The sequence below is a fragment of the Paenibacillus pasadenensis DSM 19293 genome, from assembly GCF_000422485.1.
GTDB classification, from domain to species: domain Bacteria; phylum Bacillota; class Bacilli; order Paenibacillales; family Paenibacillaceae; genus Paenibacillus_O; species Paenibacillus_O pasadenensis.
The window spans coordinates 198,496-223,633 of sequence record NZ_KE383849.1 but is presented as its reverse complement, the minus strand read 5'-3'; the positions used below and the strand labels follow the sequence as shown (position 1 = coordinate 223,633).

Below are 25,138 nucleotides of genomic sequence, written 5' to 3'. Positions count from 1 at the left end.
TGGGGACAGTGCGGGAGGAGACGTCCGCACTTGCCCGAGGGAAGGGAGGTCGAGGAAAGGGAGCGGCAGAGCCTCGGCTCAGCGCCGGTCCTTCACCGATCCGCTCTCGACGAGCGAGACGTAGATCCGCTCATGCTCGACCTCCTCGCCGGCGATCATCCGCAGCAGCTGCTCGGACGCCATCGCGCCCCAGCGGTACTTGGAATACTCGATCGTCGCCAGGCGAGGCTGGATGTAGCGGGTGAGGGCGATGTTGTCGAAGCCGACGAGCGACAGCTCCTCGCCGACGCGGATGCCGGAGTCCGACGCGGAGACCGCGTTGAACAGGCCGATCGCCATTTCGTCGTTGAGGCAGAAGACGCCGGCCGGTCCTTGCCACTGCTCCAGGATGAGCCGGCCGGCCGCTTCGCCGGAGCCCTGATTGAAGTCGCCCTCGAGCACGGTCGCTTCGAGCTCCGGATGCCGGTCCAGCGTCTGCCGCACGGCGCCCATCCGCTGGCGCGCGTCGAAGCTGTCGGACGGGCCGGCGACGATGTAGAGGCGGCGATGGCCGGTCTCGATCAGATAGTCCATCGCCAGATTGGCGCCGGCCTTGTTGTCGAGCAGCACCTGATTGACGGCGGGATGGTTCAGCTCGCGGTCGAGCACGACGAGCCGGTGGCCCCGGTCGGCGTAGTCGAGCAGCTCCTCGTCCGAAAAGGCCGAGTCAAGGATGATCGCGCCGTCGATCATCCGCTCGGGCAGCAGCCGATGCGACTGCAGTCCGCTGCAGACGATCAGGTCGTAGCCTTTGCGGTTGAGCACTTCCTTCATTCCTTGCAGCAGATCGCCGTAGAAAGCGCCGGTGAAATCGGTCAGGAACGCGCCGATGATCCGGGACTCCCGCTTCTTGAGCTGGCGGGCCGCCCCATTGGGGATGTAGTTCATTTCCTTGGCGATCGCCCGTATTCGAGCGCTCGTTTCAGGGGTTACCTTGGGATTGCCGTTCAGCGCATAGGAGACGGTCGAGATCGACACGCCGGCCTTGCGGGCAATATCCTTGATGCTGACCACCGCGATACCTCCCGTGGACGGCTTTTTGTTCACTATACCACAACTTTCCATCGCTGTTCTCGTGCGGCTGCGGCAGCGGAAGCTCAAGCCTCGACGAGAATGTCCTGCAGCGCCCCGGATTCATCGTTCCAGAGCGGCTCCAGCTCGTCCAGAGACAGCTCCGCGCCTCCGCTCCGGTACGGATGGGGCAGGCGGGCGAAGGCGGCCTCGCGGCCGTTGACGGAAATGCGCGACACCGGCGATCCGCTCAGGCGGTACACGATGCGGACCGGCCTGCCGGCGAGCTCGAAGCGGACGGAGAGGCCGTCGAGCGATGCGGGCAGCGCCGGGTCGAGCACGATCCGGCCGGCGGCCGCGCGGATGCCGAGCACGCTGGACACGAGCTGGTTGAGATAGATGCCTGGACCGCTCGAGTAGATGCGCCAGCCGCCCTTGACGGGCGCCGCGCCGCTGCGCAGCTCCTCGAACCGCGCCGCCGCCTCGCGGCGATTGGCGAAGGCGCCGTCCGAGCTGCTGAAATAAGCGTTGCTCTGGCGCGGAGCGGCGTTCGGGACCGCGTCCTCGATGCCGACCGGACTGATGACCTGCAGCGCATGCCACGCTTCCTCGCTTTGGCCGAGCTTGGCCATCGCCTCGATGTAGCGGATATGCGCATGCACGTACTGCAGCCCAATCTCGCGGCCGAAGTTGGCCGCCTGCTCGGCTCGCTTGAAGCGCACGCTCACTCCGCCCTCGTAAGCGGCCGGACGGTTCATGAGGCGGACGCCGTCCGGGAAGCGGAGCTCGCGCCGGATGAGCTCCCGATGCGCCTCCGCCTGCTCGGGCGTGAGCAGCTCCGCGATCATGCTGCGCGTCATCGGCAGCAGGCGGTAGCGGATGCCGGTGCGGACGTCGTCCGGATGGAGCAGCTTGGCCGGACGGGCCGGGTCGGCGAGATCGAGGAAGCCGGGAATGACGCCGTCCGGATCCATATAGGCGGCGAAGTCGCGGCGGATGCCGTCCGCCAGGGCGAGCAGCTCCTCCGACCAGGAGGCGTGCCCGGGCGCGGAGGCGAGCGCCCGGCCGAGCGTCCGCATCGCCTGATAGGTCAGCGCCACCGTCCAGCTGCTCGCCATCGAGGCGCGCAGCTCTGGACGCGCCGGCTGCAGCGTGTCGTCCCAGTCGCCGTCGCCGTAGGCGGACAGCATCGTGCCGGGCAGGAAGCGGTCGCGGATATGGGCGAGCTGCCGCTCGACATGCTCCCGCAGCGGATGCCGCCCCGCCGTAAAGTCGAACGTCGTCTCATCCGTGTACGGAAGCTTCTCGTCCAGCAGGCCGTAATCGCCGGTGGCGGAAAGATAATCGCCGAGCAGCTTGAGCGGCCACACGACGATGTCGCCGTGGCTCTCGTGCTGCTGGATGCGGCTGTAGCGGTCGAACATGAACCATTGCGGCCAGCCGCCGCTCTGCTCATATTGATGCTCGTACACGGTCCGCAGGATGCCGCGGACCGCGTCCCAGCGCTGCATCGCGAGGAAGAACTCGGCCGGACCCTGGCAGACGTCGCGCGTGCCCCAGGCGGCGCCTCCGTACTGCTCGAGGCCGTGCGGAGAGAGGAAATGCACGCGCATGTTGTGGACATACCACCATGACAGCAGATCAAGCCGCCGCACCGACGGATCGCCGCCGGGATGCTCGAGGCGGAAGCCGCGCATGAGCTCCGCCATGCCTGCGCGGTACGCCGCCGCCGACTGCGGGAGCTCCGGCGCCGGCGCAGCCGCGGCCGGCAGCCCGTCCAGCCGGCCCTCGATCCGCACGCTCCAGCTCGCCGACGCTTCCGTCTGCAGGACGAGCAGCGGCGAGACGCCGGGCTCCAGATCCGGCACGAGCCTGCGATCGTCGAAGCGCTCGAAGCCCGTGCCGGCGACCGTCAGCCGGTACGCGAGCTCGGGGTAGGCGCCGGCGATCGGCGAGCCGGCGGCCGCGCGGAAGCGCAGCGAGCCGTCCGCCGGCGCCTCGAGCCGATACGGGCCTTCCAGCTCCCGCTCGCCCATCGTAATCTGCGCCGTGAGCAGGTAGCGCCGCGAAATGCCGGCGGCGGACGCGATGTCCAGCGTCGCCTCGGGCGCGTCCGCGGACGTCCAGCTCGTCACCGTGACGGTGTCGCCGTCCAGCGCATACACCCAGCGGGCGTAGTTGAAGCCCATCTCGAACAGGCTCGGCATCGCCAGCAGGCGGAACCGGCCGTCCTGCTCGGCGTACAGGCGCAAGCCCGACGCATGCGCCGCGTTCAGCGCGCTGCGGGCATGGCCGATGAGCTTGTTGAAGCTGGTGTTGCCGACGACGAGCTGCGAATGGAAGATGCCGTACATATAAGCGGTCGTGGCCAGCACTTCCGCTCCGGGCATATCCGGCGCTCCGCTGAGCAGAATATGGCCATGCGGCCGCTCGAGGAGCAGCTCCTTGGCCTTGAGCGCGACATGGGCGTACTCCGGCGTGAAGAAGGCATGCAGCTCCCCGTCCCGCCGCTCCTCCTCGATCCGCAGGGGGTAGAGCGCCGCGATTTCCTGCTCGCTCAGCGAGCGAGCCTGCAGCGGCTCGCCGAGATCGTCCGCGCGGCGCGGCGTCGGCTGCGTCGGGACGGCTTCATTTTCCTCTCGGCAAAGCTCCGTCCATGCCCGCTCGATCTCCTCGCCGAACTCGGCCCGTTCGACCGCCTCGGGATGATCGTCGCGGAACAGTCCGTAAAATACGATCTCCGCGCCGTCGGCCGGATCGACCTCGCGCGACTGGAGCGCCGTATAGGCGAACTCATACTGCAGCACCTCGCCCGGCAGCCGGTCCAGCTTCAGCGCCTCCGGCTGATGCGTCTCCTTGAACGAGCGGCCGAAAAAGGCGAAGCCGTCGGTCGCGAACGAGACCGCCCCGGTCAGGCAGCCTTGCTGCGCATACGGGAAGCGCCCGTCCTGCGGCTGGTTCTGGCGGGTGCAGACGATCCAGCCGCGCTGCTCGTCCTCATAGGCGGAATGGTCCAGGTAATGAGCGTTGTACGCTTCGTTGCCGCGCACGGCGCCCGGAGCGCCCAGGCCGATATCCTGGCCGTAGACGATGTCGGCGGAGCGTCCGCGCTCGTCCGCCTCGAGCCGGACGCGCCAGAACCAGGCGCCGCCCGAGCCGAGCCGGAAAGCGGCCTCGTAGCGGACGCCGTCGGCCTCGCCGCTCCAGACGATGCGGTCGCTCCCGCGGCCGACGCGGCTGTCCGAGCGGATGCCGATCAGCGGATAGGCGCGCATGCCCTCGGGACCGCGCACGCGCAGGTACAGCTGGTTGAGCGAGCCGTCCAGCGGATGGCTGCGCAGCTGGTTCAGCATCATGCCGCTGCCGGACGCCTCATACAGGTCGCCGGTCGGGTGGAAGGTGAAGGCAAGTCCGTCGCGCTCGAGCCGCCAGCTGGCGGACGGCAACGGCTTGGATTGGGATCGCATGGTGCTTCCTCCTTTTCTTGCAGAGCCGCTTGATAATAGTGATAGAAACGTTTCGAAAACAACCAAGACGAGTATATACAATAGAGCTTGAGGAAGTCAAACGGCGCTCCGGGCCATGGCGTCGAACGAGCGTATCGACTTCCTGGCTATTAATGAAGCGAAAAATGATTGGAAAAGAGGACTTGAATGCGATTTCAATTTGATTTATACTTTGTTCGAAACGTTTCGCTTTAAACGAAAAGCAACCGGAATCCAGGGGAGGATATGGCGAATGGATACGAAAAGAACGATCGCGGCGCTGGCTGCCGCCGCGCTGGCAGGCAGCCTGATCGCAGGCTGCTCGTCTGGCGGAAGCGGCGCAGAGGAAGGCAAGACGAAGCTCACCGTATGGGCGATGGGAGACAGCAGCAAGCCGATGGAGCAGATGGCGGCCGCGTACCAGAAGGAGAACCCGGACGTCTCGATCCAGGTGCAGGCGATTCCGTGGGGCAGCGCGCATGACAAGCTGCTGACGGCCGTCGCCTCCAAAAAAGGTCCGGACGTGCTGCAGATGGGCACGACGTGGATGCCGGAGTTCGCGGCGGCCGGCGCGCTGGCCGACCTGACCGCCGACCTGGCCGACTACCCGGAGCTGGCCGCGGACAATTTCTTCGACGGCACGGTCACGTCCACGCAGTTCGACGGCAAGACGGTCGGCGTGCCGTGGCTGGCGGAGACGCGCGTCCTGTTCTACCGCACGGACGTGCTGCAGTCGGTCGGCTACGATCATGCGCCGAAAACCTGGGATGAGCTGCTCGACGCTTCGAAGAAGCTGACCGAGCGGGGCAAGGACAAATACGGCATCGGCCTCGATCCCAAGGAGCCGACGCTCAGCTTCATGTTCGCCCGCCAGAACGGCTCCAAGCTGATCGAGGACGGCAAGGCCCAGTTCGATCAGCCGGCATTCGCGGAGACGGTCCGCTACCTGGACGGGTATTTCAAAAACGGCTACGCGCCGGTCGATCTCGGCCTCGATACGTCCCAGACGTTCGGCGGCGACGGCATGGTGCCGATGTTCATCAGCGGCCCGTGGATGATCAAGACGGTCGCGGACCAGATCCCCGACATCGAGGGCAAGTGGGCGACGGCGGTGCTGCCGTCCAAGGACGGCAACATGAGCTCGCTCGGCGGCTCCAACCTGAGCGTATTCGGCTTCACCGAGCAGAAGGCGGCCGCGATGAAGTTCATTGCGTTCCTCAGCAAGCCGGAGAACCAGCTGGAGTGGATGAAGCAGACCGGCGAGCTACCGGCGAACAAGAAGGCGTGGGAGGACCCGCAGCTGAGCGGCGATCCGAACATGGCCGTCGTCGGCGAGCAGCTGAAAAATGCCGAGCCGATGCCGCTCGTCAAGGCGTGGGACAACATCTCCCAGAACTTCCTCAAGACGTTCGAGGAGATCTACCGCGCGGACGCGGACATCGACGCCAAGCTGAAGGACTTCAACGAGCAGTCGCAGAAGCTGCTCGACAAGTAAACGAACGAGGCCGCGGCGGCGGCCGGAGGACGGGAGCAGCCCGCCGCCGGCTTCCGCCTGCCGTTCGGAGCGGCCACGACTTGCAAAGGAAGTGAGTGTATGAAGGGTTCCTCCAAAATGGCGCCGTATGTGTTCATCGGACCGACGCTGCTGCTGCTGGCGGTGTTCTCGCTGCTGCCGATCCTCGTCGCGCTGGGCATCAGCCTGACCGACATGGACCTCGCCGGGCTGGCCGACTATTCGTCCATCTCCTTCGTCGGCCTGGCCAACTATGCCGACGTGCTGGGCGATCCGGTATTCCTGCTGGCGCTGCGCAACACGCTGTTCTACGTCGTCATCGGCGTGCCGCTCGTCATCGCCTGCTCGCTCGGCGTGGCGCTGCTCATCCAATTCGGCCGCTCGCGGCTGTTCAAGGTGTTCCGCGTCGTCTACTACTTGCCGTCGGTGACGAACGTCGTCGCCGTGGCCGTCGTCTGGAGCTATCTGTACAACCCGGGCATCGGGCTGTTCAACTACATCCTGACGTCGATCGGCTTCGACAAGGTGCCGTGGCTGACGGAGCCGACGATCGCCAAGCTGTCGCTCATCCTGCTGGCGCTGTGGCGGAGCATCGGACTGAACATGATCATCTTCATCGCCGCGCTGCAGGGCATCGACCGCTCTTATTACGAGGCGGCGCAGCTTGACGGGGCGAGCGGCTGGCAGCAGCTGACGCGGATCACGCTGCCGATGATGCGCTTCGCGATCTTCTTCGTGACGATCACGACGATGATCGGCTGGCTGCAGTTTTTCGAGGAGCCCTTCGTCATGACGCAGGGCGGACCGCTGAACGGCACCGTCTCGGCGTCGCTGTTCATCTACCAGAACGGCTTCCAGTACAGCCACTTCGGCTATGCGGCCGCCGGCTCGTTCGTGCTGTTCTTCCTCATCATCGCCGTCACGATGGTCCAGCTGCGCCTGCAGCGGAAGCAAGCCGAGGAATAGGAGGAGGCTCTCATGAAACAAGCGACGACTCGAAAGCCCGCCTCGGCCGCTCCGAGAGGCCGGCTCCAGCAATGGGCCGCGGGCATCGTGCTGACCGTATTCGGCATCGCCATGGTGCTGCCGTTCGTCTGGATGGTGCTGTCCGCCTTCAAGACCGAAGGCGAGATCAAGCGCATCCCGCCGACGCTGTGGCCGGAGGCGTTCACCGTGGACAATTTCACCCGGCTGTTCACGGAGATGGACTTCGGCACGTACTTGGGCAACACGCTGCTCATCACGCTGTTCTCGTTCGTCGGCCTTCTGCTGAACGCGATGGCGGGATTCGGCTTCGCCAAGTACCGGTTCAAGGGGCGGGAAAAGCTGTTCCTGCTCGTGCTCGCCACGATGATGATCCCCGGCCAGGTGACGATGATCCCGGTCTACCTCATCCTGAACGGCGTCAGCCTGACCAATACGATGCTCGGCATCGTGCTGCCCGGCTTCACGAGCGCCTTCGGCATCTTCCTGTTCCGCCAGTTCATGAGCACGCTGCCGGAGGAGATCATGGAGGCGACGCGGCTCGACGGCGCGAGCGAGTACCGGCTGTTCGCGCAGGTCGTGCTGCCGATGTCCAAGCCGATCCTCGCCGTGCAGGCGATCCTGACGTTCATCGGCGGCTGGAACAGCTTCCTGTGGCCGCTCATCATCGCCAACGACGAGAAGCTGTACACGCTCTCGGTCGGCCTGCAGCTGCTCAAAGGGCAGAACACGACCAACTTCGCCCTGCAGATGGCCGGCGCGGCGTTCATGGTGCTGCCGATCATGGTCATCTTCATCTTCTTCCAGCGGCAGATCATCGAGAACTACAATATTTCCGGCATCAAGTGAACGGATGAGAAAAGGATGACAGCGAAAAGCGCCCCTTCAGGGCGCTTTTTTCGCTTTGTTGCAGATCAGCTTGTAATGCCGTCCGTAGCCTTTGCCGTACTCGACGATGCGCCGGATGATCGCCGGATCGTCGAGCTTGGTGAACGGGCATGGATCGGGCCGCGTGTTCACCTCGAGAATCCACGGCTTGCCGCTCGTATCGACCGCCAGGTCGAGGCCGAGCTCGCGCAGCGCCGGGTACGACCGGCCGAGCTCGCCCGCCGTCTGCAGCGCGATCCGGTCCATGCGGCGCAGCAGCGCCTCGGCCTCCGTCTGGCCGAAGGCGGGCGCGAGCAGACGCATCGGCTCGAAGATCGTGCCGCCCTGGCTGCCGTTGCTGACGATCTTGGCGGGATGGGCGACGCGCGCCGCGGTGCCGTTGCATGCCCATGCCCCCGACCGGTCCTGCTGGATCATGAGGCGAAAATCGAACGGACGTCCTTCGTGCTCCAGCATGCGGATGCCCCTCTGCACCAGATAGGGCGTATCGCCGATGCGCTTGGCGAGCGAGCGGTACAGCCCGCTGCGCGTCGCGAAGCGCCGCACCTTCTCTCCGCTCTGGTAAGCCCAGCCGCTGCCGGTCCGCTCGACGCGCATGACGCCGATGCCCATCCGGCCGACGTCGGGCTTCACGTAGACCATGCGGTGCTTGCGGAGCAGCTCGGCGAGCGACTCCTCGTTCAGCCAGCGCGTCGCGGGCACGGACTTGGCCAGCTGCGGATGCTGAAGCAGCCGCTGCGTCTTTTCCATCTTGCTGGCGACGGATCGCCGGGTGGCGTCGCCGCCTTCGCCGCTAGACATGCCGCTGGCTCCTCTCGCTAGGGATTGGTTCCAGTGTATGGGCAATTGGCGGCGGGCGACTGGGCGCGCGGGGAAGGATCGTGACCGTGGAGCTCGTAGAGCCCCATTTGCCGTTGGCGGCGGCGTTGCGGGCACATACGCACGAACCTGACAGGCGTCATGGGCATACGGTAGTGCGATGGGCGGAATCGACTCCGCCGACTAGAGGAGGGCGAAGCGATGCGGACAGCGGAGTGGAGCGCGGCGATCGGACGGCTGCGCCGGAGCTTTCCGTGGATCGATGGGCTGGCAGGGGCAGCCGTCGAGGGAGCGGCGGGCAGAGCGGATGCGGCGGCCGGGGCAGCGGAAGGAGCCGGCGGCGGAAGGCCGGATGAGGCCGAGTTCGGCGGCGGTCTGGCGGGGGCCGCGGATGCCAAGGACGAAGCCGGCGGCGGAAGTCCGGATGAGGCTGATTTCGGCGACGGTCTGGCTGGGGCCGCGGATGCCGAGGACGAAGCCGGCGATGGAAGGCCGGATAAGGCTGATTCCGGCGACGGTCTGGCCGCGGCGCTGCAGCTGCTGGAAGGGTTGCCGCTGCTGACGGCGTCGGCGCTGGAGCGGCACTACTATGCCGAGGGCAACCCGCTCGCCGCGCAGCCGGGCCTGAACGTGTACCGCACGTCCGGCACGAGCTCCGGCCGGCGCAAGGCGATCTACTACTCGCCGCAGGACGAGGCGGATTACCTGCGCGTCAAGCTCGACGTGTTCCGCGAGCTGCTGGCCGGCGGCGAGTGGCGGACAGCCGTCTCCGACATGGGCACCGGCCATGCCGAGGCGACGGCGGGCGAGGTGTTCCGCGAGCTCGGCTTGTCCGTGGAGACGCTGCCGTTCCGGCTGCCGATCGCCGAGCATGTCGCCGCGCTCGAGCGGCTGCGGCCGGAGGTGCTCTACACGATGCCGTCGATTCTCGACCGCATCCTGGCGGCGGCGGCGCGGCCGGCGGAGCTCGGCATCCGGCGCGTGCTGCTCGTCGGCGAGCTGGCCTCGCCGGGATGGCGGCGCGCGGCAGCGGCTCGGCTCGGCTTGACCGAGCTCGACATCGCGGATACGTACGGCTCCATCGAGATCGGCACGATCGCCTCCTACTCCCCGGAGCATGGCCGCTATTTGCTGGCTGACGGGCTGCTTGCGGAGGGCGTGCCGGCGGAAGCGCTCGGCGACGGGCTGGAGCCGCTGCCGGAGGGCGAGGCGGTGCTCGTGCTCACCTCCGCGCTGCGCGAAGCGTTCCCGGCGCTTCGATATGTCACCTATGACGTCGTGCGCGACCTGCGGCCGATCGTCGCAGGCGGCCGGCTGCGCCAAAGCTTCGCCGGACTCGTCAAGCGCATCGGGCCCGACCTCAAGCATGGCGAGAAGATCAGCCTCTATGACATCGAGGACGCGGTCAGCCGCCGGCTGCCGGACGCGCGGCTGCGCGTCGAGGTGCGGGGCAACCGGCTGGCGATCGGCATCGACAGTCCGTCCGCCTCGGACGAGGAGTTCGAGCTGGCGGGGCGGGACGTGGAGGCGCGCATCCCGGCGATCGGGGAGATGATCCGCAGCGGCTTGCTGGAGGACATCGCGGTGCGGCGGGTGCGGCTCGGGGACGAGGCGGCCGAAGGGCCGATCAAGCGCAAGAAGATCTTTTACGGAGAAGGAGAGACGCCGTGATGCGGGAACCGGATCTGAATGGAGGCATCGCGTCGGCGATCGGGCGGACGCCGCTCGTGCGGCTCTCGCGGCTGTTCGAGGGGGAGGCGTTCGAGGTCCATGCCAAGCTCGAAGGGATGAATCCGGGCGGGAGCGCCAAGGACCGGGCCGCGCTCCATATGCTGAAGGAGGCGATCCGGCGCGGAGAGCTGGCCGCCGGCGGCACGGTCGTCGAGTCCAGCTCCGGCAATCTGGCGATCAGCCTCGCCCAGCTATGCCGGCAGGCGGGCCTGCGCTTCGTCTGCGTCGTCGATCCGCGCACGACCGAGGCGCATAAGGCGCTCATCTCCGCTTACGGCGGAGAGATCGAGCTGGTGAGCCGGCCCGATCCGGCGACCGGCGAGTTCCTGCCGGCGCGCATCGCCCGCGTGCGGCAGCTGCGGGCGTCGATTGCCGGGGCGTACTGGACGAACCAGTACGCCAACCCGGACAACGCCGCCGCGCATGAAGCCACGACGATGGCCGAGATCGCCGAGAAGCTCGGCACGGTCGACTGGCTGTTCTGCGGCGTCAGCTCCTGCGGCACGATCCGGGGCTGCTCCGACTACATCCGCGGCCGCGGCTGGCCGACCCGGATCGTCGCGGTCGACGCCCAGGGGAGCGCGCTGTTCGGCGGGGGCAGCGGCGTTCGCCGCTTTCCCGGCCTCGGGGCGGCGCTGGAGCCGGGGCTGCATCGCGCGGACTTGGCCGACGAGGTCGTCCGCGTCAGCGACGCCGATTGCGTGCGCGGCTGCCGCAGCCTGCTGCGGCGCGAGGCGATCCTCGCCGGAGCTTCCTCGGGCGGCGTCGTCGCCGCGATCAAGCGGATGGCCGGCAGCCTGCCTGCCGGAGCGGTCGTGGCGGCGATCCTGCCGGACCGGGGCGACCGCTATCTCGATACGGCGTTCGACGCCGGATGGGCGAGCCGCGAGCTCGGCCTTGGACCGGACGAGGAGCTGGCCGCCGCGCCGTGACGGAGCGTTTGAGCGGCAGCGAGACGGGCAGCAGCGAGACGACGGTCGGGGAAAAGGCCAGGAAGCGCAGGAAAGAGGAGGAGAAGCGATGCTTTACTTGAACGACGAGCATATCCGCGAGCTCGGCTGGGACTGGAGCCGCTTGGCGGATCTCATCGAGGAAGCGGTGCGCACGATGGACGCGGGCGGTAGCGCCGCTCCGCTCAAAGGCTATCTGCGCTTTCCCGGCACGCCGAACCGGATCATCGCGACTCCGGCCTATCTCGGCGGAAGCACGGAGCTGGCCGGCATCAAGTGGATCGCCGGATTTCCCGGCAACCCGCAGCGCGGGCTGCCGCGCGCCCGCAACCTGATCGCGCTGAACGATCCGTCGACGGGCGAGCCGCTCGCCGTGCTGCGCAGCGATCGGCTGAACGGACTGCGCGCGGCGGCGGTCAGCGGCGCCATGCTGCGCTGGTACGCCGAGCTGCGTCCGGCGTCCGGGGGCGGCTTCACGGTCGGCATCATCGGCTGGGGGCCGATCGGCCGCCTGCATCTCGACATGGCGGCGGCGCTGCTCGGGCCGCGCCTGGAGCGGGTGCTGCTGCATGACGTGCGCGGCATCGCGGAGGACAGCATCCCGCCGGAGCTGCTCGGCCGCGTCGAGGCGACGACGGACTGGCGGGAGCTGTACCGGCAGTCGGACGTGACCGCGACCTGCACGGTCGCGCCGAGCCGCTACATCGACGAGCCGCCGCCGCAGGGAGCGCTGCTGCTGCATGTGTCGCTGCGGGACTACGAGCCGCACAGCGTCGCCGGCCTGCGCACGTTCGTCGACGACTGGAGCCAGGTATGCCGCGAGGATACGGACATCGAGCGGCTGCACGCGGCGGGGCTGCTGGCGGAGCCGGACGCGCTGACGCTGGCGGACGCCGTCTGCCGCGACGCGCTGGCTCCGCTCGCGGGCGAGACGATCTTTTTTAATCCGATGGGGCTCGGCATCTTCGACCTGGCGCTGGCGGGGGATTTCTACCGCCGCGCGCTGGCGGAGGGGCTTGGGGTGGGGCTGGATTGACCTGACGAGATCATTAAGGTCGCAAGGATGATTCTGCAGGAGGGGGAAGGGAGCACGTTGCGCCGCCAGGCGTGATGCGCTTCCAGACCCGCTAAGCTCCATGCCCGCCAAGCTCCAGACCTGCCGAGCTCCATGCCCGCCGCGCCGCTTCGCTCGCCCATCGGGGCGAGCGAAGCGGCGTTCCCATACGCCTGCTCCGCGATCTAATGATACTCACAGACCTTATTTCGTCCGATTGGCGCCGAATGAAATCCTAACGATACGGACAGACCTTATTGCTGCCCAAGTCGCTCCCGAAGCTGCTTTTTCGACAAAATAGCGCTCCTCCGTATCGTTGGCTGCGAAAAAACCATCAAAACCGCCGAATAGCGTTTCCTGGTATCATTGAGACGTCAAAAAGTTCGATCTGGCTGCATAACCAGCCCCTCCTCCCAACGAATCTTCGTTCATGAACCGTCCGCGGTCGGGTCATGCCCGCGAGCTTCCGCATAAGTTCATCATCGTCATCTGATGACGGGATATGACTCGTTCTCGATTCGCGCGATAGGATCGCTTTGCTTTGGAGGAAATTTTAAAGTTGACGATCTTGCTTTTCATCCCTAGAATAGGTTGTGCAAACGTTTTCTGTGAAAGCGCTTTATATTTATCCTGGTGCTTGCCGTCCCGTGGATTGCCTTCGTTCCTTGGACGAGCGGGTATCTTTTTCCACCCTTATGCAAACGTTTGCTTAACGGTCATTGTCTTAGGAGTCATTCATTCAGAGGAGGGTCTAGTTGAACATGATCATGAGCGCTACGACGAAGCGTTTCGCTTCCATCACCGCCATTTTCGCGCTGCTGCTGTCGCTGTTCGCCGGGGCTTTGCCCGTGCAGGCGAACGCGGACGCGGCGGCTGGCGAAAACGCAGCCGTGCAGGCGGAAACGGCGCCGCCGGTGGCGGATGGCCATCTGCGCGTCCATTACCAACGTACGGACGGCAACTATGAGGGCTGGGGGCTATGGCAATTCGAGGACGTCGCCCAGCCGTCTTCGAACTGGCCGAACGGCGGCACGCCTTTCCCGGCCGGACAGGCCGACGGATACGGAGCGTACGTCGATATTCCGCTGAAGGCGGACGCCAAGAACGTCGGCCTCGTCGTCATGAAGCCGGCCAACGGCGACAAGGACGCCGGCGACAAGAAGTTCTCGCTGGCCTCGCCGGCGATGAACGAGGTGTGGCTGAAGCAAGGCTCAGATGCGGTACATAGCTTCGAGCCGGTCGAGCTGCCGGCCGATACGGTGCGCGTGCATTATCAGCGCTCCGATGGCGAGCATGCCAAATACGGCGTATGGTCGTGGGGAGAGGTCGCGGCTCCTCCGTCCACATGGCCGACCGATGCGGCGATGTTCTCCGGCGAGGACGCCTATGGCGGATTCGTAGATCTGAAGCTCAAGGAAAACGCCCAGGAAATCGGCTTCCTGCTGCTTGATCCATCCAAGGGCGACGCCGGCAAGGACGGCGGCGACAAGAAGTTCGCCTACGTGAGCAGCTACAAGCATCTGTTCGTGAAGCAGGGCGACGACAAGGTGTATATCTCTCCGTTCGGCGAGCTGCCGGTGAACGAAGGAGCGCCTGCGCTCCTGTCCGCTCAGCTGCTGGCCGGAGGCCGCATTCATGCGGACTTCACGCTGACGACAGGTCTGGATACGGCGGCGCTCAAGGAGGCGCTGCAGCTCAAGGACAAGAGCGGAGCGCAGCTTTCGATCGCTTCCGTCGAGATCGACAGCGCGACGTCGATCCGCATCCAGGCGGATTTCTCCGACGCCCAAGCGCCGCTGCAGCTGACCTACGAGGGCAAGACCGTCGCCGCCGCTGCCGGCTGGCGCATGATGGACGAGCTGTACGCCTACGACGGCAGCGATCTCGGCGCGACGTATGCCGCCGGCGGAGCGACGCTCAAGCTGTGGGCGCCAAAGGCGTCGAGCGTCACGGTCAACGTCTACGACAAGGACGACGCGACCGTCAAGGTCGGCTCCCGGCCGCTTGCCCAAGGCGAGCGAGGCGTCTGGTCGATCCAGCTCCAGCCGAACGATTTCGGCGTGACGGATTTCAAGAACTATTTCTACCAATATGAAGTGACCAACGGCGGCGTGACGAAGCGCGTGCTCGACCCGTACGCCAAGTCGATGGCCGAGTTCCACGTCAATACGAAGGGCGAGACGGGAGCGGACGGCGACGCGGTCGGCAAGGCGGCGATCGTCGATCTGGCCGGCACCGATCCGGAAGGCTACGGCTTCGCCGACATCGACGGCTACGAGAAGCGAGAGGACGCGGTCATCTGGGAGATCCACGTCCGCGACTTCACGTCCGATCCGTCGGTCGAGAGCGACCTCCACGAAGCGACCTGGGGCACGTTCGACGCCTTCAAGCAGAAGGTCGACTACATCAAGTCGCTCGGCGTGACCCATGTGCAGCTGCTGCCGGTGATGGCCTGGTACTACGGCGACGAGGCGGCGATGAAGGAGCGCGAGCTCGCCTACTCGGCGATGAACAATGAGTACAACTGGGGCTATGATCCGCACAGCTACTTCTCTCCGGACGGAGCCTACTCCGAGAATCCGGCCGATCCGGAGCTGCGCGTCCGCGAGCTGAAGGCGATGATCGACTCGATCCACGACGCCGGCATGGGCGTCATCCTGGACGTCGTCTACACGCATATGGCCAAGGCGGACTTCCTGAACGACATCGTTCCGAACTACTATGCGTTCCAAGGACCGAACGGCAACTTCCTCGGCGGGTTCGGCAACAACCTGGCGACGAATCGCAAGATGGCCGAGAAGCTCATGGTCGACTCGGTGAAATATTGGTTCGATGAATACAAGATCGACGGCATGCGCTTCGACATGATGGGCGACGCGACCTATGAGTCGATCCAGAACGCTTACGACGCGGCCGCGGCGATCAACCCGCAGGCGCTGTTCATCGGCGAAGGCTGGCGCACGTTCGCCGGCCATCAGGCAGATCCTTACCTGGCGGGCCACGGCGCCGATCAGGACTGGATGGACAAGACCGACGATGTCGGCGTCTTCTCCGACGAGTTCCGCAATGAACTGAAGTCCGGCTTCGGAAGCGAAGGCGAGCCGCGCTTCATCACGGGCGGGGCGCGGGACATCAGCGTCATTTTCAACAATATCAAGGCTCAGGCCGGCAATACGAAGCAGGACGATCCCGGCGACATGGTGCAGTACGTCGAGGCGCATGACAACCTGCCGCTGTACGACATCGTGGCGCAGGCGATCAAGAAGGATCCTTCCGTTCCCGAGAACAATGAGGAAATTCTGAAGCGCGTCCGTCTCGGCAACCTGCTGACACTCACGTCTCAAGGGACTGCGTTCCTGCATGCCGGTCAGGAATACGGCCGCACGAAGCAGTGGCTCGGCGAAGGGGTGCCGGAGCAGAAGTACCATGAGCTCAAGGATGAAAAAGGCGTTACGTTCGGCTATTTCGTCCATGACTCCTATGACTCCTCCGACGCGATCAACAAGTTCGACTGGGCGAAGACAACGGATGCGAACGTCTACGGCGAGAACGTCAAGACCGTCGAGTATACGAAAGGCCTCATCGATCTGCGCCAGTCGAGCGACGCGTTCCGCCTCGGCGACAAGGCCCTGGTGGATCGCAACGTGACGCTGCTCCAGGTTCCGGAAGTGAACGCGCAGGATCTGGTCATCGCGTACAAGAGCCAGTCCTCCGACGGCAAGGACGACTTCTATGTGTTCGTCAACGCCGACAGCAAGTCCCGGAAGCTGACGCTCTCCGAAGACCTGACCGGCGGTCTGGTCGTCGCGGACGACGACGAAGCGTTGGCGGCGGGCGTATCCGCTCCGAGCGGCTTCTCGCTCGAGTCCGGCTCGATCACGCTGCAGCCGCTGACCGCGGTCATCATCCGCACGGAGGGCAAGACGGCTCCTCCGACGGAGAAGCGCTACGTGCAGGTCAACTATATCCGTCCGGACAAGAGCTACAAGGACTGGAATATGTGGGTATGGAATACGGGTGTCAAGAACGACCAAATCGATTTCCAGACGTTCGACAACGGCATCGCTTCGGTGCTCATCGAGGTCGCGCCGCAAGCGACCAGCGTCGGCTTCGTGCTTCGCAAAGGCACCGATTGGAATACGGCGAAGCAGGATATTCCGGATGACCGCATCATCCCGCTCGTTCCGGGCGAGGCCTTTACGAAGGTCAACGTGACGAGCATGGTCCGCGAGCTCGACATCAAGCCGAGCCTGACCGGTCCGACGCTCGACGACGGAACGATCACGTTCCGCTATCGGGACGATGCGCTGTTCCGCACGAACCGCATGAATGAGATCGAGGGCGTGAAGCTCCTCATCGGCGGACAGGAGCATGCGATGGCGTATGTGCCGGAGCAGGAGCTGTTCCGCTACGTGCTGAGCGGCATCGAGCCGGGCACGCATGAGTATTCGTTCGCGGTGACGAAGAACGGCCAGACGGCCGAGATCACCGATCCGAAAAACACGGTGGATGGAAAGTCGACCGTCACTTATGTAAGGCCGGATGTAGCCATCTCCGCATCGGCATCCCCGGCAGCGATCGCTGCAGGCCAGCACGCCGTGCTGGAAGTGGAAGCGGAAGCTTCCGAAGAAGTTGCATTCAAGGAAGCTTATCTGGATCTGACGGCGCTTGGCGGACCGGCCAAGGTGAAGCTGGACACGGAGCTCATGCAGCAGACGGTCGCCGTCAAGGACTCGGTGCCTGCGGGAGAGAAGACAATCCCGATTACGCTCGTCGATTCGTACGGCAACCGCCACCATGGCAGCGCCGAGCTGACGGTGCAAGCGAAGAGCACGGCCGGCGGCAAGCTGGACTTCGACTTCGACGAGTCCCGCATCTACTTCGTGCTGACCGACCGCTTCGCGGACGGCGACGAGACGAATAACTTCAACGTGAACAAGAACCATCTGGAGGCGTATCATGGTGGCGACTTCCAGGGATTGATCGACAAGCTCGACTACATCGAGGATCTTGGCGTCAATACGCTGTGGATCACCCCGATCGTGGACAACATCGACTTCAACAAAGGCACCGACTTCGGCGGCGAGCAGTACGGCTACCATGGCTACTGGGCCAAGGACTTCGCCAAGCTCGACGAGCATCTCGGCGATCTGGACACGTTCAAGCAGCTCATCGACGAGGCTCATGACCGCGGCATCAAGATCATGGTCGACGTCGTGCTCAACCATACGGGCTACGGCATGAAGCCCGGAGATCAGTACCCTGGCGTGACGCAGGCAGACAAGGATCGCTTCGCGGGCATGCTTCGCACGGACGGCCTCTCCGCCGATACGGATGCGATCAAGGGCGAGCTGGCCGGCTTGCCGGACTTCTTGACGGAAAATCCGGATGTCCGCAGCCAGGTCATCCGCTGGCAGACCGACTGGCTGGAGCGCGCGAAGAGCGATCGCGGCGATACGATCGACTACTTCCGCGTCGATACGGTCAAGCATGTCGAGGACACGACGTGGAAAGCGTTCAAGAACGAGCTGACGCGCATCGATCCGAACTTCAAGCTGATCGGCGAATACTTCGGCGCGACCGTCGACAGCGACGGCGGCACGCTGCAGAGCGGCCAGATGGACAGCCTGCTCGACTTCGGGTTCAAGGGCCAGGCCAAGGCCTTTGTCGAAGGCAACGTAGAGGCGGCAGACGCTTATCTGACGGAGCGCGCCGCCAAGCTGGACAATACGCGCGTCATGGGGCAGTTCCTGAGCAGCCATGACGAGGACGGCTTCCTGAGCGAGTATGTCGGCGGCGACAAGGCCAAGCTGATGGCTGCCGCGGCCATGCAGATTACGGCCAAGGGCCAGCCGGTCGTCTACTATGGCGAGGAGCTCGGCCGCTCCGGCAAGAACGCCCGCGACATGGGCAAGGGCGAGTTCAGCGAGAACCGCGGCGACATGCCGTGGGACAAGCTGGAGTCCGAGTCCAAGCTGCTGGCGCATTACCAAAAGCTGCTCGGCATCCGCGCCGACTATTCGAAAGTGTACGCTAAAGGCGAGCGGGTCAGCCTGGAGGCTTCCAATGAGAAAGGCTACATGGCCTTCCTCAACCGCTATGAAGGCGAGCAGCTCGTGACGGCGCTCGGCGTCAAGACCGCCGCGCAGGAAGTGACGCTGGCCGTGCCGTTCGCGGCAGGCAGCAGCGTGAAGGATCTGTACGGCGGCAAGACCTACGCGGTCTCTGAAGGCGGCAAGGTGACGTTCTCGCTGCCAGCGATGGCGGATGGCGGCACGGTCGTGCTGGCGAGCGTGAAAACGACGCCGACGCCGGAGAATCCGACGCCGACGCCGGCAACCCCGACGCCGACACCGGCAACCCCGACGCCGACACCGGCAACCCCGACGCCGACGCCGGCAACCCCGACGCCGACGCCGGAGAATCCGACGCCGACACCGGCAACCCCGACGCCGACGCCGGCAACCCCGACGCCGACGCCGGCAAACCCGACGCCGACGCCGGAGAACCCGACGCCGACGCCGGCAACCCCGACGCCGACACCGGAGAACCCGACGCCGACACCGGAGAACCCGTCGCCGACGCCGGAGAACCCGTCGCCGACGCCGGAGAACCCGTCGACACCGTCGCCGGTCACTCCGACTCCGGCGCCGAGCTCCTCTCCTGCCAAGCCGGAGAACGTGGTCGAGCTGACCGCGGATGCGCTCAAAGCCTCGGCTTCCATCACGCTTGAAGCTGGGATCGCGGAAGTCCGCCTGCCGCTTGACGCGAGCACGATTCTGGGCTCGAAGCCGCTGGAGCTGAAGCGCGAGGGACTGACGGTGCAGCTGCCGTCAGCTCTGCTGGCGCAGCTCGCCAAGCTGATGCCGGCAGGCGAGTCGGAAGGCGCGTACCTCCGCTTCCAGGCCGCCGAGCTGGATGCAGCGGCAGCCGTAGCGGCCGCGGATCAAGCGGCGACGAAGCTGGATGCCGAAGTCAAGCTCGGCAGCAAGCTGGTGGAGCTGAGCCTCGCCGTCGTGACGAAGGCAGGCCAAGCCTACTCGCTTGATCGCTTCGAAGCTCCGGTCCAGCTGACGTTCGCGCTGGACTCCGGCGTGAGCTTGCAGCTGGCCGGCATCTACTACCTGTCCGGCGAGCAGCCGGAATACGTCGGCGGCAAGCTGGCGGATGGACGTCTGACGGCCAGCGTAAGCCACTTCAGCCGCTATGCGGCGCTTGAAGTCGACAAGACGTTCGCCGATCTGTCCGGCCACTGGGCCGAAGCGGCCGTGAAGCGGCTGTCGGCGAAGCAGATCGTCGCCGGCACGAGCTCCACGACGTTCACGCCGGCCAAAGCCGTCACCCGCGCCGAGTTCGCCGCGATGCTGGCGAGAGCGCTCCGACTGGACGCGCCGGCAGCGGGCAGCGCGTTCAACGACGTTCCGTCCGGCGCCTGGTACGCCTCCGCCGTCGAGGCGGCTCGCCATCACGGCATCGTCACCGGCAAAGGAGACGGAACGTTCCAGCCGCACGCGGCGATTACCCGCGAGGAGATGGCGCTGATGCTGGTCCGTGCCTACCGCGCGCAAGCGGCGGATGCCGCAGCTGCCGCTCAAGCGGCTGCTGTCCGCGATCTCGACCGCGTATCCGCATGGGCGGCCAAGGACGTGCAGGACGCGCTGGCGCTCGGCCTGCTCAAAGGCCGCGCCGACGGCAGCTTCGCGCCGGCGGCTTCCGCAAGCCGCGCGGACAGCGCGCAAGCGATCCTCAATCTGGCGGATCGTCTCGGGCTGTAGCGAGCCGAGGCGACTCCAGCAGCATGCTGCATGCAAAAAGGACTGCCCTTACGGGGCAGTCCTTTTTCGGTCTTCAGGTACAGGCTGATTTTCGCCTTCCAGGGAGAGAAGCACACAAGCGGCGCGTCTCCGCATGGCTTACGAGCTGAAAGACGAAGCAGTCCGAAGCGAGCATGCTGGATTTCATCGAGAGCGTAGACAACCCGCAGAAGCGCGAAGATGCCTATCGGCTGCTGGACCTGTTCACGGGAACGACCGGACAGGAGGCGAGGATGTGGAGGCCGAGCATCATCGGCTTCGGCTCCCCTATCCTTACAAGTACGCCTCCGGTCACGAATCGGTGCAGGGGCCTTTAACCAACCCCGTCACCTTTTCGCCCACGCCGGTTCATTCAAGGCTGGCTTTTATGAGCTGCTTCCGATAAGCCATCAGCTCCGCGATCGCTTGAAACTGCCGCTCCAGCTGACCGTTCAGCTTCTCCAGAGCGAGCTCGAAGGAAGCCTCGACGCTGGAGAGCTGCCGGCCGTCCAGCTCATCGAGCAGCTTTTTCATGTTGTCTATCGAATAGACCGATTGTCTCAAGCTGCTGATGACAAGGATCCGGCGCAGCTGGCGATTCGAGAACAGGCGGTAGCCGTTGGCGGGATTCCGCTCGGAGGCGATCAGCCCCTCCTTCTCCCAGTGGCGGATCGCGGATGGCCGGACGCCGGCCAGCTCCGCCGCTTCTCCGATCGTCCTTCCTTTCTTGCGGTCCGCTCTCTCTGGCGGATCCGACTCAGCCGACCGGATCCAGACGAGGAGCGACTCGACCCGCTCCTTTTCCGCCTGGATATCGGCTTGCTGCCGATTGACGCCCCACAGCGCCTGCCCGCCTCGTCCCTGCTTGAGGAGCCGCATCGTTTCGTAGGCGAGCGGGATCGAGCCGGCCTTCAGCAGAGCCCGGATCGTCTGAAAAGCTTGCCGATGAAGCTCGGCATAGCCTCTGCGTCCGCTTTCCGTTCGAGGCACATCCGGGATCAGGCCCAGATCCTCGTAGCGGCGCAGCGTCGTCGTGCTGACCTTCAGGAGCTCGGCCAGCTGGCTAGGCGCGTAGAGCTTCTGCATCTTCTGCATCGCCTCACCTTTCCTCCTTCATGTAGAGCCTTGAAGCGCTACAACAACATTGAACCGGATTGAGACCCGCGAATCAAGGCTTTCCGCCCGTCGAACCGAAAGCTTGCCTTCATGTAGTAGCCTGATAAGGAGAGGGAAAAGGAAAGGAAGGATGCCGAATGGACCGAAAGGCGAAGCTGTCTCGCGGGGAGATCGATGTCGGGGTTGCGGGGAGGCCGGATGGACGAGTCGTCCTGCTGCCGGGAGCAAAACGGAGCGTATACGGAAAGGAGGCCGATGCGCTCTTGCAGTGGGGAGTCGACCCGCTTCTTGGAGAGCGGTTCGTTCAAGGGCTGGCGGAATCGTTTCGGGTCGTATATTTCGACTATGAAAGCTATCTTTTCTCGAATCCGTATCCGGAAGGCTTGACTGCCGAGCGAGCCGCAAGGGACATGCTGGAGATCGCGGATGCCGCGGAGGTCGGGCGCTTCAGTTATTACGGGTACTCGTGGCTCGCTCTGGTCGGCTTGCAGGTGGCGATCCGCACCGATCGGATGGAAAGCCTCGTCATGGGAGGTTTCCCTCCTCTGGACGGGCCTTATGCAGAGATGCTGGAGGTGACCCGCCGCACGCATGAGCTGGCCCGGCAGAACTGGCTGCGGCCTGGCGCTTCCGTGCCGCCTCCAGAGTCTCCGCCATCCATGGAGGAGCATGACTGGGACAGCGCTCCGGTCACGGTCGATCCGCAGGTCGCGCTGCAGTTTCGGACGTTGTATGAAAGCCTGGCGGACTTCGATGATCGGCGCGTCCAGGACAAGCTGGGGATGCCGAGGCTGGTCTTTGCCGGAGAAAGGGACATGATCGCCTACGGGGAAAGGTTCGGCGGCGTGACCGTCGATATCGCCGGGCCGATCGAGCGCCATCGGAGATCCATGGAGCAGGCAGGATGGCGGGTGGAGCTTCTTCGGGGAGCGGATATGGACCATGTGAAAGCGATGCAGCCGGACGCCGCGCTGCCGCTGATCAAGCCCTGGCTGGAAAAAGCTCTGGCTCCCCGATGACCCGGCATCGGTCGCCCGAATAGCAAAAAAACGGAGGATCTCCATGCCAGGCATGGGGATCCTCCGTTCGTGGTTGCAGCCGTTTCTTAGAAGTCGGAAGCGACAGCCTTCACTTTGTCCAGACCTTCGCGCAGAATGTCGGCGGAGCGGTCGCGGAACTGGTTGTGGCCTTCGATGACGAGCTCTTGCACGTCGGCTCCGAACAGGCCGAATGCGCCTTTGAGCGGACGGACAGCCGCTTCGAAGTCGGCCATCGGACCTTCGGAGTACACGCCGCCGCGCGCGCTCAGCAGCACGACTTTTTTGCCTTTGGCCAGGCCTTCCGGACCGTTCGCCGTGTAGCGGAACGTCTTGCCGGCTTGGGCGATGTATGCGACATAGTTGATCAGCGGAGCCGGAGCGGCATAGTTCCACAGCGGAACCGTGATGACGACCTTGTCGGCTTCGAGGAACTGGTTGACGTATTGGTTGACGCGATCGGCCGCTTCCTGCTCCTCGGCCGTCAGCTCCATGCCTTGCGCGCCTTTGAACATCGCGGTCATCGCCGTGTTGCCGTAGAACGGCAGGAGCTCCGTGTACAGATCAAGCTCGGTCACCGTGTCGCCGGCATGAGTGCTCTTATAAGAGTCCAGGAAGGCGTCGTACATTTGAACGCTGACGGCCTGATCCGAAGGACGGTCGTTTGCTTTGATGAATAGAACATTTGCCATGAAAAAAATCGCTCCCTTGAAAATGAATTGTGACTGAATAAGTCACAGTATAGCGTGATAACTAAAAATGTGCAACTAACTTTTTTTAGGACTGAGGACAGGATCTGGGGATCGGTCCTGAGGATTCGATAGCTTGCCTGTTGGAAGCGATCTCAATGTGTCGATTCCGGGGCGGTCGGCATATTTACACGATAAGGAAGAATCTGTATGCTAGATCCATCGAAATGAGGTGGGTTCATTGAAGGATGGGTTGGCTTCGACCCTCGGCGAGCCGATCGGCAGGGGGAACACGGCGACGATTTACCGCTGGGGAAAAACGGAGGTCGTCAAACTATTCCATGACGGTTCGACGGCTCGTCAGGAAGCCGAGAAAGAAGCGGCCAAGGCCGTCTTTTTTCAGAAGCTCGGCTTGAATGCCCCTTCTTTTGGCGGATTCGTCGAGTTTGAAGGTCGGCCGGGACTGATTTATGAGCGGATCGAGGGCTTGACGATGCTATGGACGATCGAGCCGTCGGCGGCAAGCGTTTCCGCCTATGCCCGGATGATGGCTCGTCTGCAGAACGAGCTGCACGGCGTCCGCGCCGAGGGCGGTCCGGAGCTCAAGACGGATATGGCGCGGATGATCCAATGGGCGCCTTGGCTCACGGAAAGCGAAAAGCAGGCGTCTCAGGCCGTGCTGGACGTTCTGCCTGCAGGCGAGCGAGTATGCCATTATGATTTTCATCCGGACAATATCATTCTGTCTCCGCGAGGACCGGTCATCATCGACTGGATGAACGCGCTTGTCGGCGATCCGGCGGCGGATGTAGCCCGCAGCTCGATGATGCTCCAGGGGCGGTCGCTCCCGCCCGGCGCTCCGGAATGGGTGCGCCGGCGCGAGCTCAGGGAGCTATTTCATCACGACTATCGCCAGGAGTACTTCTCGCTGTCCGGGATGGACCCGGCGCTGGCGGATGCCTGGATGGTTCCGACCTTCGCGGTCCGCGCTGCGGAAATGGACCGTGGCGACGACGGCAGGCATGCGGCTCAGCTGCGCAGCCTGCTCGCCGCGACGCCAGGAGGATGGACATGATTCTAATCGTGCTTATCGCGCTTCTTATGCTGACGTTCAGCCTGTACCAGAAAACGAAGTCGGTTCAGGAGGATTTGACCGCCATTCGCGAAAAGCTCGGCCTGCTGCGGCCGGAGGAGCTCGCGGAGCGCGAGCTGAAGCGGGCGATGGAGGAGGAAGCGAAGCTTGCGGAGCGCGAGACGCATGATCCCGAGCTTGAGGCGTACAACCGCGAGATCGAGGAAGAGCTGGAGAGGATGCGCGGGCCAGAAGACCCCGCCTCTAGCGCTGGCGGCTCGGGGCCTGGCGCGCAGGTGCGGCTGGTTCCGGCTGCCGTCGAGGATGCGCCGCGACTTGCGCAGATGAATCGGATGCTGATCGAGGACGAGCGCAGCTCGAACCCGATGAGCGACGAAGAGCTGCTGGAACGGATGCGCGGCTGGCTCCTCTCGGAGGAGTGGCATGCCCAATGGATCATGCTTGACGAGCGGACAGCCGGTTATCTGCTGCATCGGCGGAGCGAGGATGGGAACGGCCAGATCCGGCAGCTGTTCGTGGAACGGCAGCATCGGCGCAGCGGCATCGGGCAGCAGGCTGTCCGGCTGTATGTGGACCGCCATGCTTCTGCAGGCACGGAAGTGACCGTCGATGTTTTGGAGAGCAATCCCGAAGGGATGGCTTTCTGGAGAAGCGCTGGCTTTCGGCCCTATTCGACCCGGCTGAAACGGCCGACAAAATCTGCGGCAGGAAAAAATGCCGCTGAATCCGAGGAGGAGCAATGAATTCGGCTACCGGCTTTTCCGCATTTAGCTTCTTTTTGCCCCTTGGCATTGGCATCGTCTACCTGCTATTGATTGGTATTGGATTTTACGTGCTCTATCTTCTAATTAAGCTGCTGAAACGCGCTATCGCCGCGCTGGACATCTACCTGGACGAAAAGCGCAACCATCGGCTCTAGTTCCTTACGCTGATACA

At 64.5% G+C, this 25,138-nt stretch carries 16 protein-coding genes; 11 read left to right on the top strand and 5 right to left on the bottom strand.

Annotated features, from left to right (window positions below):
* Positions 1 to 78 precede the first annotated feature (78 nt).
* A complete protein-coding gene (locus H582_RS0115260; RefSeq protein ID WP_028599218.1) occupies positions 79 to 1,053 on the bottom strand; it encodes a LacI family DNA-binding transcriptional regulator in 975 nt (324 codons plus the stop codon).
* An 83-nt stretch (positions 1,054 to 1,136) separates the two neighbouring features.
* Entirely contained in the window at positions 1,137 to 4,517 is a 3,381-nt protein-coding gene (locus H582_RS0115255; protein ID WP_052333313.1) for a GH36-type glycosyl hydrolase domain-containing protein, read from the bottom strand.
* A 271-nt stretch (positions 4,518 to 4,788) separates the two neighbouring features.
* Here H582_RS0115255 and H582_RS0115250 point away from each other — a divergent pair, with 271 nt between their 5' ends.
* From H582_RS0115250 to H582_RS0115240, 3 genes are all read left to right on the top strand, one after another.
* Positions 4,789 to 6,030, top strand: a complete 1,242-nt coding sequence (locus H582_RS0115250) for a sugar ABC transporter substrate-binding protein (RefSeq protein ID WP_028599216.1) — start codon at positions 4,789 to 4,791, stop codon at positions 6,028 to 6,030.
* A gap of 99 nt (positions 6,031 to 6,129) precedes the next feature.
* Positions 6,130 to 7,014, top strand: coding sequence for a carbohydrate ABC transporter permease (locus tag H582_RS0115245; RefSeq protein ID WP_028599215.1), 885 nt, complete (start codon positions 6,130 to 6,132; stop codon positions 7,012 to 7,014).
* Positions 7,015 to 7,026: 12 nt separating this feature from the next.
* A complete protein-coding gene (locus H582_RS0115240; RefSeq protein WP_028599214.1) occupies positions 7,027 to 7,881 on the top strand; it encodes a carbohydrate ABC transporter permease in 855 nt (284 codons plus the stop codon).
* Positions 7,882 to 7,917: 36 nt separating this feature from the next.
* On the opposite strand, the gene H582_RS0115235 is transcribed toward H582_RS0115240, so the two are convergent.
* A complete protein-coding gene (locus H582_RS0115235) occupies positions 7,918 to 8,721 on the bottom strand; it encodes a YheC/YheD family protein (protein ID WP_028599213.1) in 804 nt (267 codons plus the stop codon).
* A 219-nt stretch (positions 8,722 to 8,940) separates the two neighbouring features.
* Between H582_RS0115235 and H582_RS27855 the strand changes: the two genes are divergently transcribed.
* The 4 genes from H582_RS27855 (at position 8,941) to H582_RS31080 (ending at position 20,249) form a co-directional block, all read left to right on the top strand.
* On the top strand, positions 8,941 to 10,410 hold the full coding sequence (locus H582_RS27855) for a phenylacetate--CoA ligase family protein (protein WP_174817701.1): 1,470 nt from the start codon (positions 8,941 to 8,943) through the stop codon (positions 10,408 to 10,410).
* Positions 10,410 to 11,402, top strand: coding sequence for a 2,3-diaminopropionate biosynthesis protein SbnA (gene sbnA, locus H582_RS0115225; protein ID WP_043111411.1), 993 nt, complete (start codon positions 10,410 to 10,412; stop codon positions 11,400 to 11,402). The genes H582_RS27855 and sbnA overlap by 1 nt, the downstream gene beginning before the upstream one ends.
* Positions 11,403 to 11,490: 88 nt before the next feature.
* Complete coding sequence (locus H582_RS0115220; RefSeq protein ID WP_028599211.1) at positions 11,491 to 12,456, top strand: ornithine cyclodeaminase; 966 nt, start codon at positions 11,491 to 11,493, stop codon at positions 12,454 to 12,456.
* 779 nt (positions 12,457 to 13,235) lie between these two features.
* The gene (locus H582_RS31080; protein WP_240479032.1) at positions 13,236 to 20,249 is read left to right on the top strand and encodes a pullulanase; all 7,014 of its coding nucleotides are present in this window, start codon (positions 13,236 to 13,238) and stop codon (positions 20,247 to 20,249) included.
* Positions 20,250 to 20,636: 387 nt separating this feature from the next.
* Here the strand turns inward: H582_RS31080 and H582_RS0115205 are convergent, their stop codons facing one another.
* A complete protein-coding gene (locus tag H582_RS0115205; RefSeq protein WP_307719985.1) occupies positions 20,637 to 21,362 on the bottom strand; it encodes a MerR family DNA-binding transcriptional regulator in 726 nt (241 codons plus the stop codon).
* 158 nt (positions 21,363 to 21,520) lie between these two features.
* Between H582_RS0115205 and H582_RS0115200 the strand changes: the two genes are divergently transcribed.
* Complete coding sequence (locus tag H582_RS0115200; protein WP_028599208.1) at positions 21,521 to 22,402, top strand: alpha/beta fold hydrolase; 882 nt, start codon at positions 21,521 to 21,523, stop codon at positions 22,400 to 22,402.
* Positions 22,403 to 22,488: 86 nt separating this feature from the next.
* Here H582_RS0115200 and H582_RS0115195 read toward each other — a convergent pair whose 3' ends face one another.
* Positions 22,489 to 23,112 carry an FMN-dependent NADH-azoreductase gene (locus tag H582_RS0115195; RefSeq protein WP_028599207.1) on the bottom strand — a complete coding sequence of 208 codons (624 nt, stop codon included), beginning with the start codon at positions 23,110 to 23,112 and terminating at the stop codon, positions 22,489 to 22,491.
* Positions 23,113 to 23,350: 238 nt separating this feature from the next.
* Here H582_RS0115195 and H582_RS0115190 point away from each other — a divergent pair, with 238 nt between their 5' ends.
* Genes H582_RS0115190 through H582_RS0115180 form a run of 3 tightly spaced genes read left to right on the top strand, consistent with a single transcriptional unit; the run spans position 23,351 to position 25,121 of the window.
* Positions 23,351 to 24,184 (top strand): phosphotransferase family protein, encoded by an 834-nt coding sequence (locus H582_RS0115190; protein ID WP_240479030.1) that lies wholly within the window; start codon positions 23,351 to 23,353, stop codon positions 24,182 to 24,184.
* Entirely contained in the window at positions 24,181 to 24,945 is a 765-nt protein-coding gene (locus tag H582_RS30200) for a GNAT family N-acetyltransferase (RefSeq protein ID WP_052333312.1), read from the top strand. The genes H582_RS0115190 and H582_RS30200 overlap by 4 nt, the downstream gene beginning before the upstream one ends.
* On the top strand, positions 24,942 to 25,121 hold the full coding sequence (locus H582_RS0115180) for a hypothetical protein (protein ID WP_028599205.1): 180 nt from the start codon (positions 24,942 to 24,944) through the stop codon (positions 25,119 to 25,121). The genes H582_RS30200 and H582_RS0115180 overlap by 4 nt, the downstream gene beginning before the upstream one ends.
* Positions 25,122 to 25,138: the final 17 nt, after the last annotated feature.

Excerpts from the sequence above, each read along its gene's own strand:
- H582_RS0115255 (WP_052333313.1), bottom strand. The coding sequence starts at position 4,517 with ATGCGATCCCAATCCAAGCCGTTGCCGTCCGCCAGCTGGCGGCTCGAG.
- H582_RS0115250 (WP_028599216.1), top strand. The coding sequence starts at position 4,789 with ATGGATACGAAAAGAACGATCGCGGCGCTGGCTGCCGCCGCGCTGGCA.
- H582_RS0115245 (WP_028599215.1), top strand. The coding sequence starts at position 6,130 with ATGAAGGGTTCCTCCAAAATGGCGCCGTATGTGTTCATCGGACCGACG.
- H582_RS0115240 (WP_028599214.1), top strand. The coding sequence starts at position 7,027 with ATGAAACAAGCGACGACTCGAAAGCCCGCCTCGGCCGCTCCGAGAGGC.
- H582_RS0115235 (WP_028599213.1), bottom strand. The coding sequence starts at position 8,721 with ATGTCTAGCGGCGAAGGCGGCGACGCCACCCGGCGATCCGTCGCCAGC.
- H582_RS27855 (WP_174817701.1), top strand. The coding sequence starts at position 8,941 with ATGCGGACAGCGGAGTGGAGCGCGGCGATCGGACGGCTGCGCCGGAGC.
- sbnA (WP_043111411.1), top strand. The coding sequence starts at position 10,410 with ATGCGGGAACCGGATCTGAATGGAGGCATCGCGTCGGCGATCGGGCGG.
- H582_RS0115220 (WP_028599211.1), top strand. The coding sequence starts at position 11,491 with ATGCTTTACTTGAACGACGAGCATATCCGCGAGCTCGGCTGGGACTGG.
- H582_RS31080 (WP_240479032.1), top strand. The coding sequence starts at position 13,236 with ATGATCATGAGCGCTACGACGAAGCGTTTCGCTTCCATCACCGCCATT.
- H582_RS0115205 (WP_307719985.1), bottom strand. The coding sequence starts at position 21,362 with ATGCAGAAGATGCAGAAGCTCTACGCGCCTAGCCAGCTGGCCGAGCTC.
- H582_RS0115200 (WP_028599208.1), top strand. The coding sequence starts at position 21,521 with ATGGACCGAAAGGCGAAGCTGTCTCGCGGGGAGATCGATGTCGGGGTT.
- H582_RS0115195 (WP_028599207.1), bottom strand. The coding sequence starts at position 23,112 with ATGGCAAATGTTCTATTCATCAAAGCAAACGACCGTCCTTCGGATCAG.
- H582_RS30200 (WP_052333312.1), top strand. The coding sequence starts at position 24,181 with ATGATTCTAATCGTGCTTATCGCGCTTCTTATGCTGACGTTCAGCCTG.
- H582_RS0115180 (WP_028599205.1), top strand. The coding sequence starts at position 24,942 with ATGAATTCGGCTACCGGCTTTTCCGCATTTAGCTTCTTTTTGCCCCTT.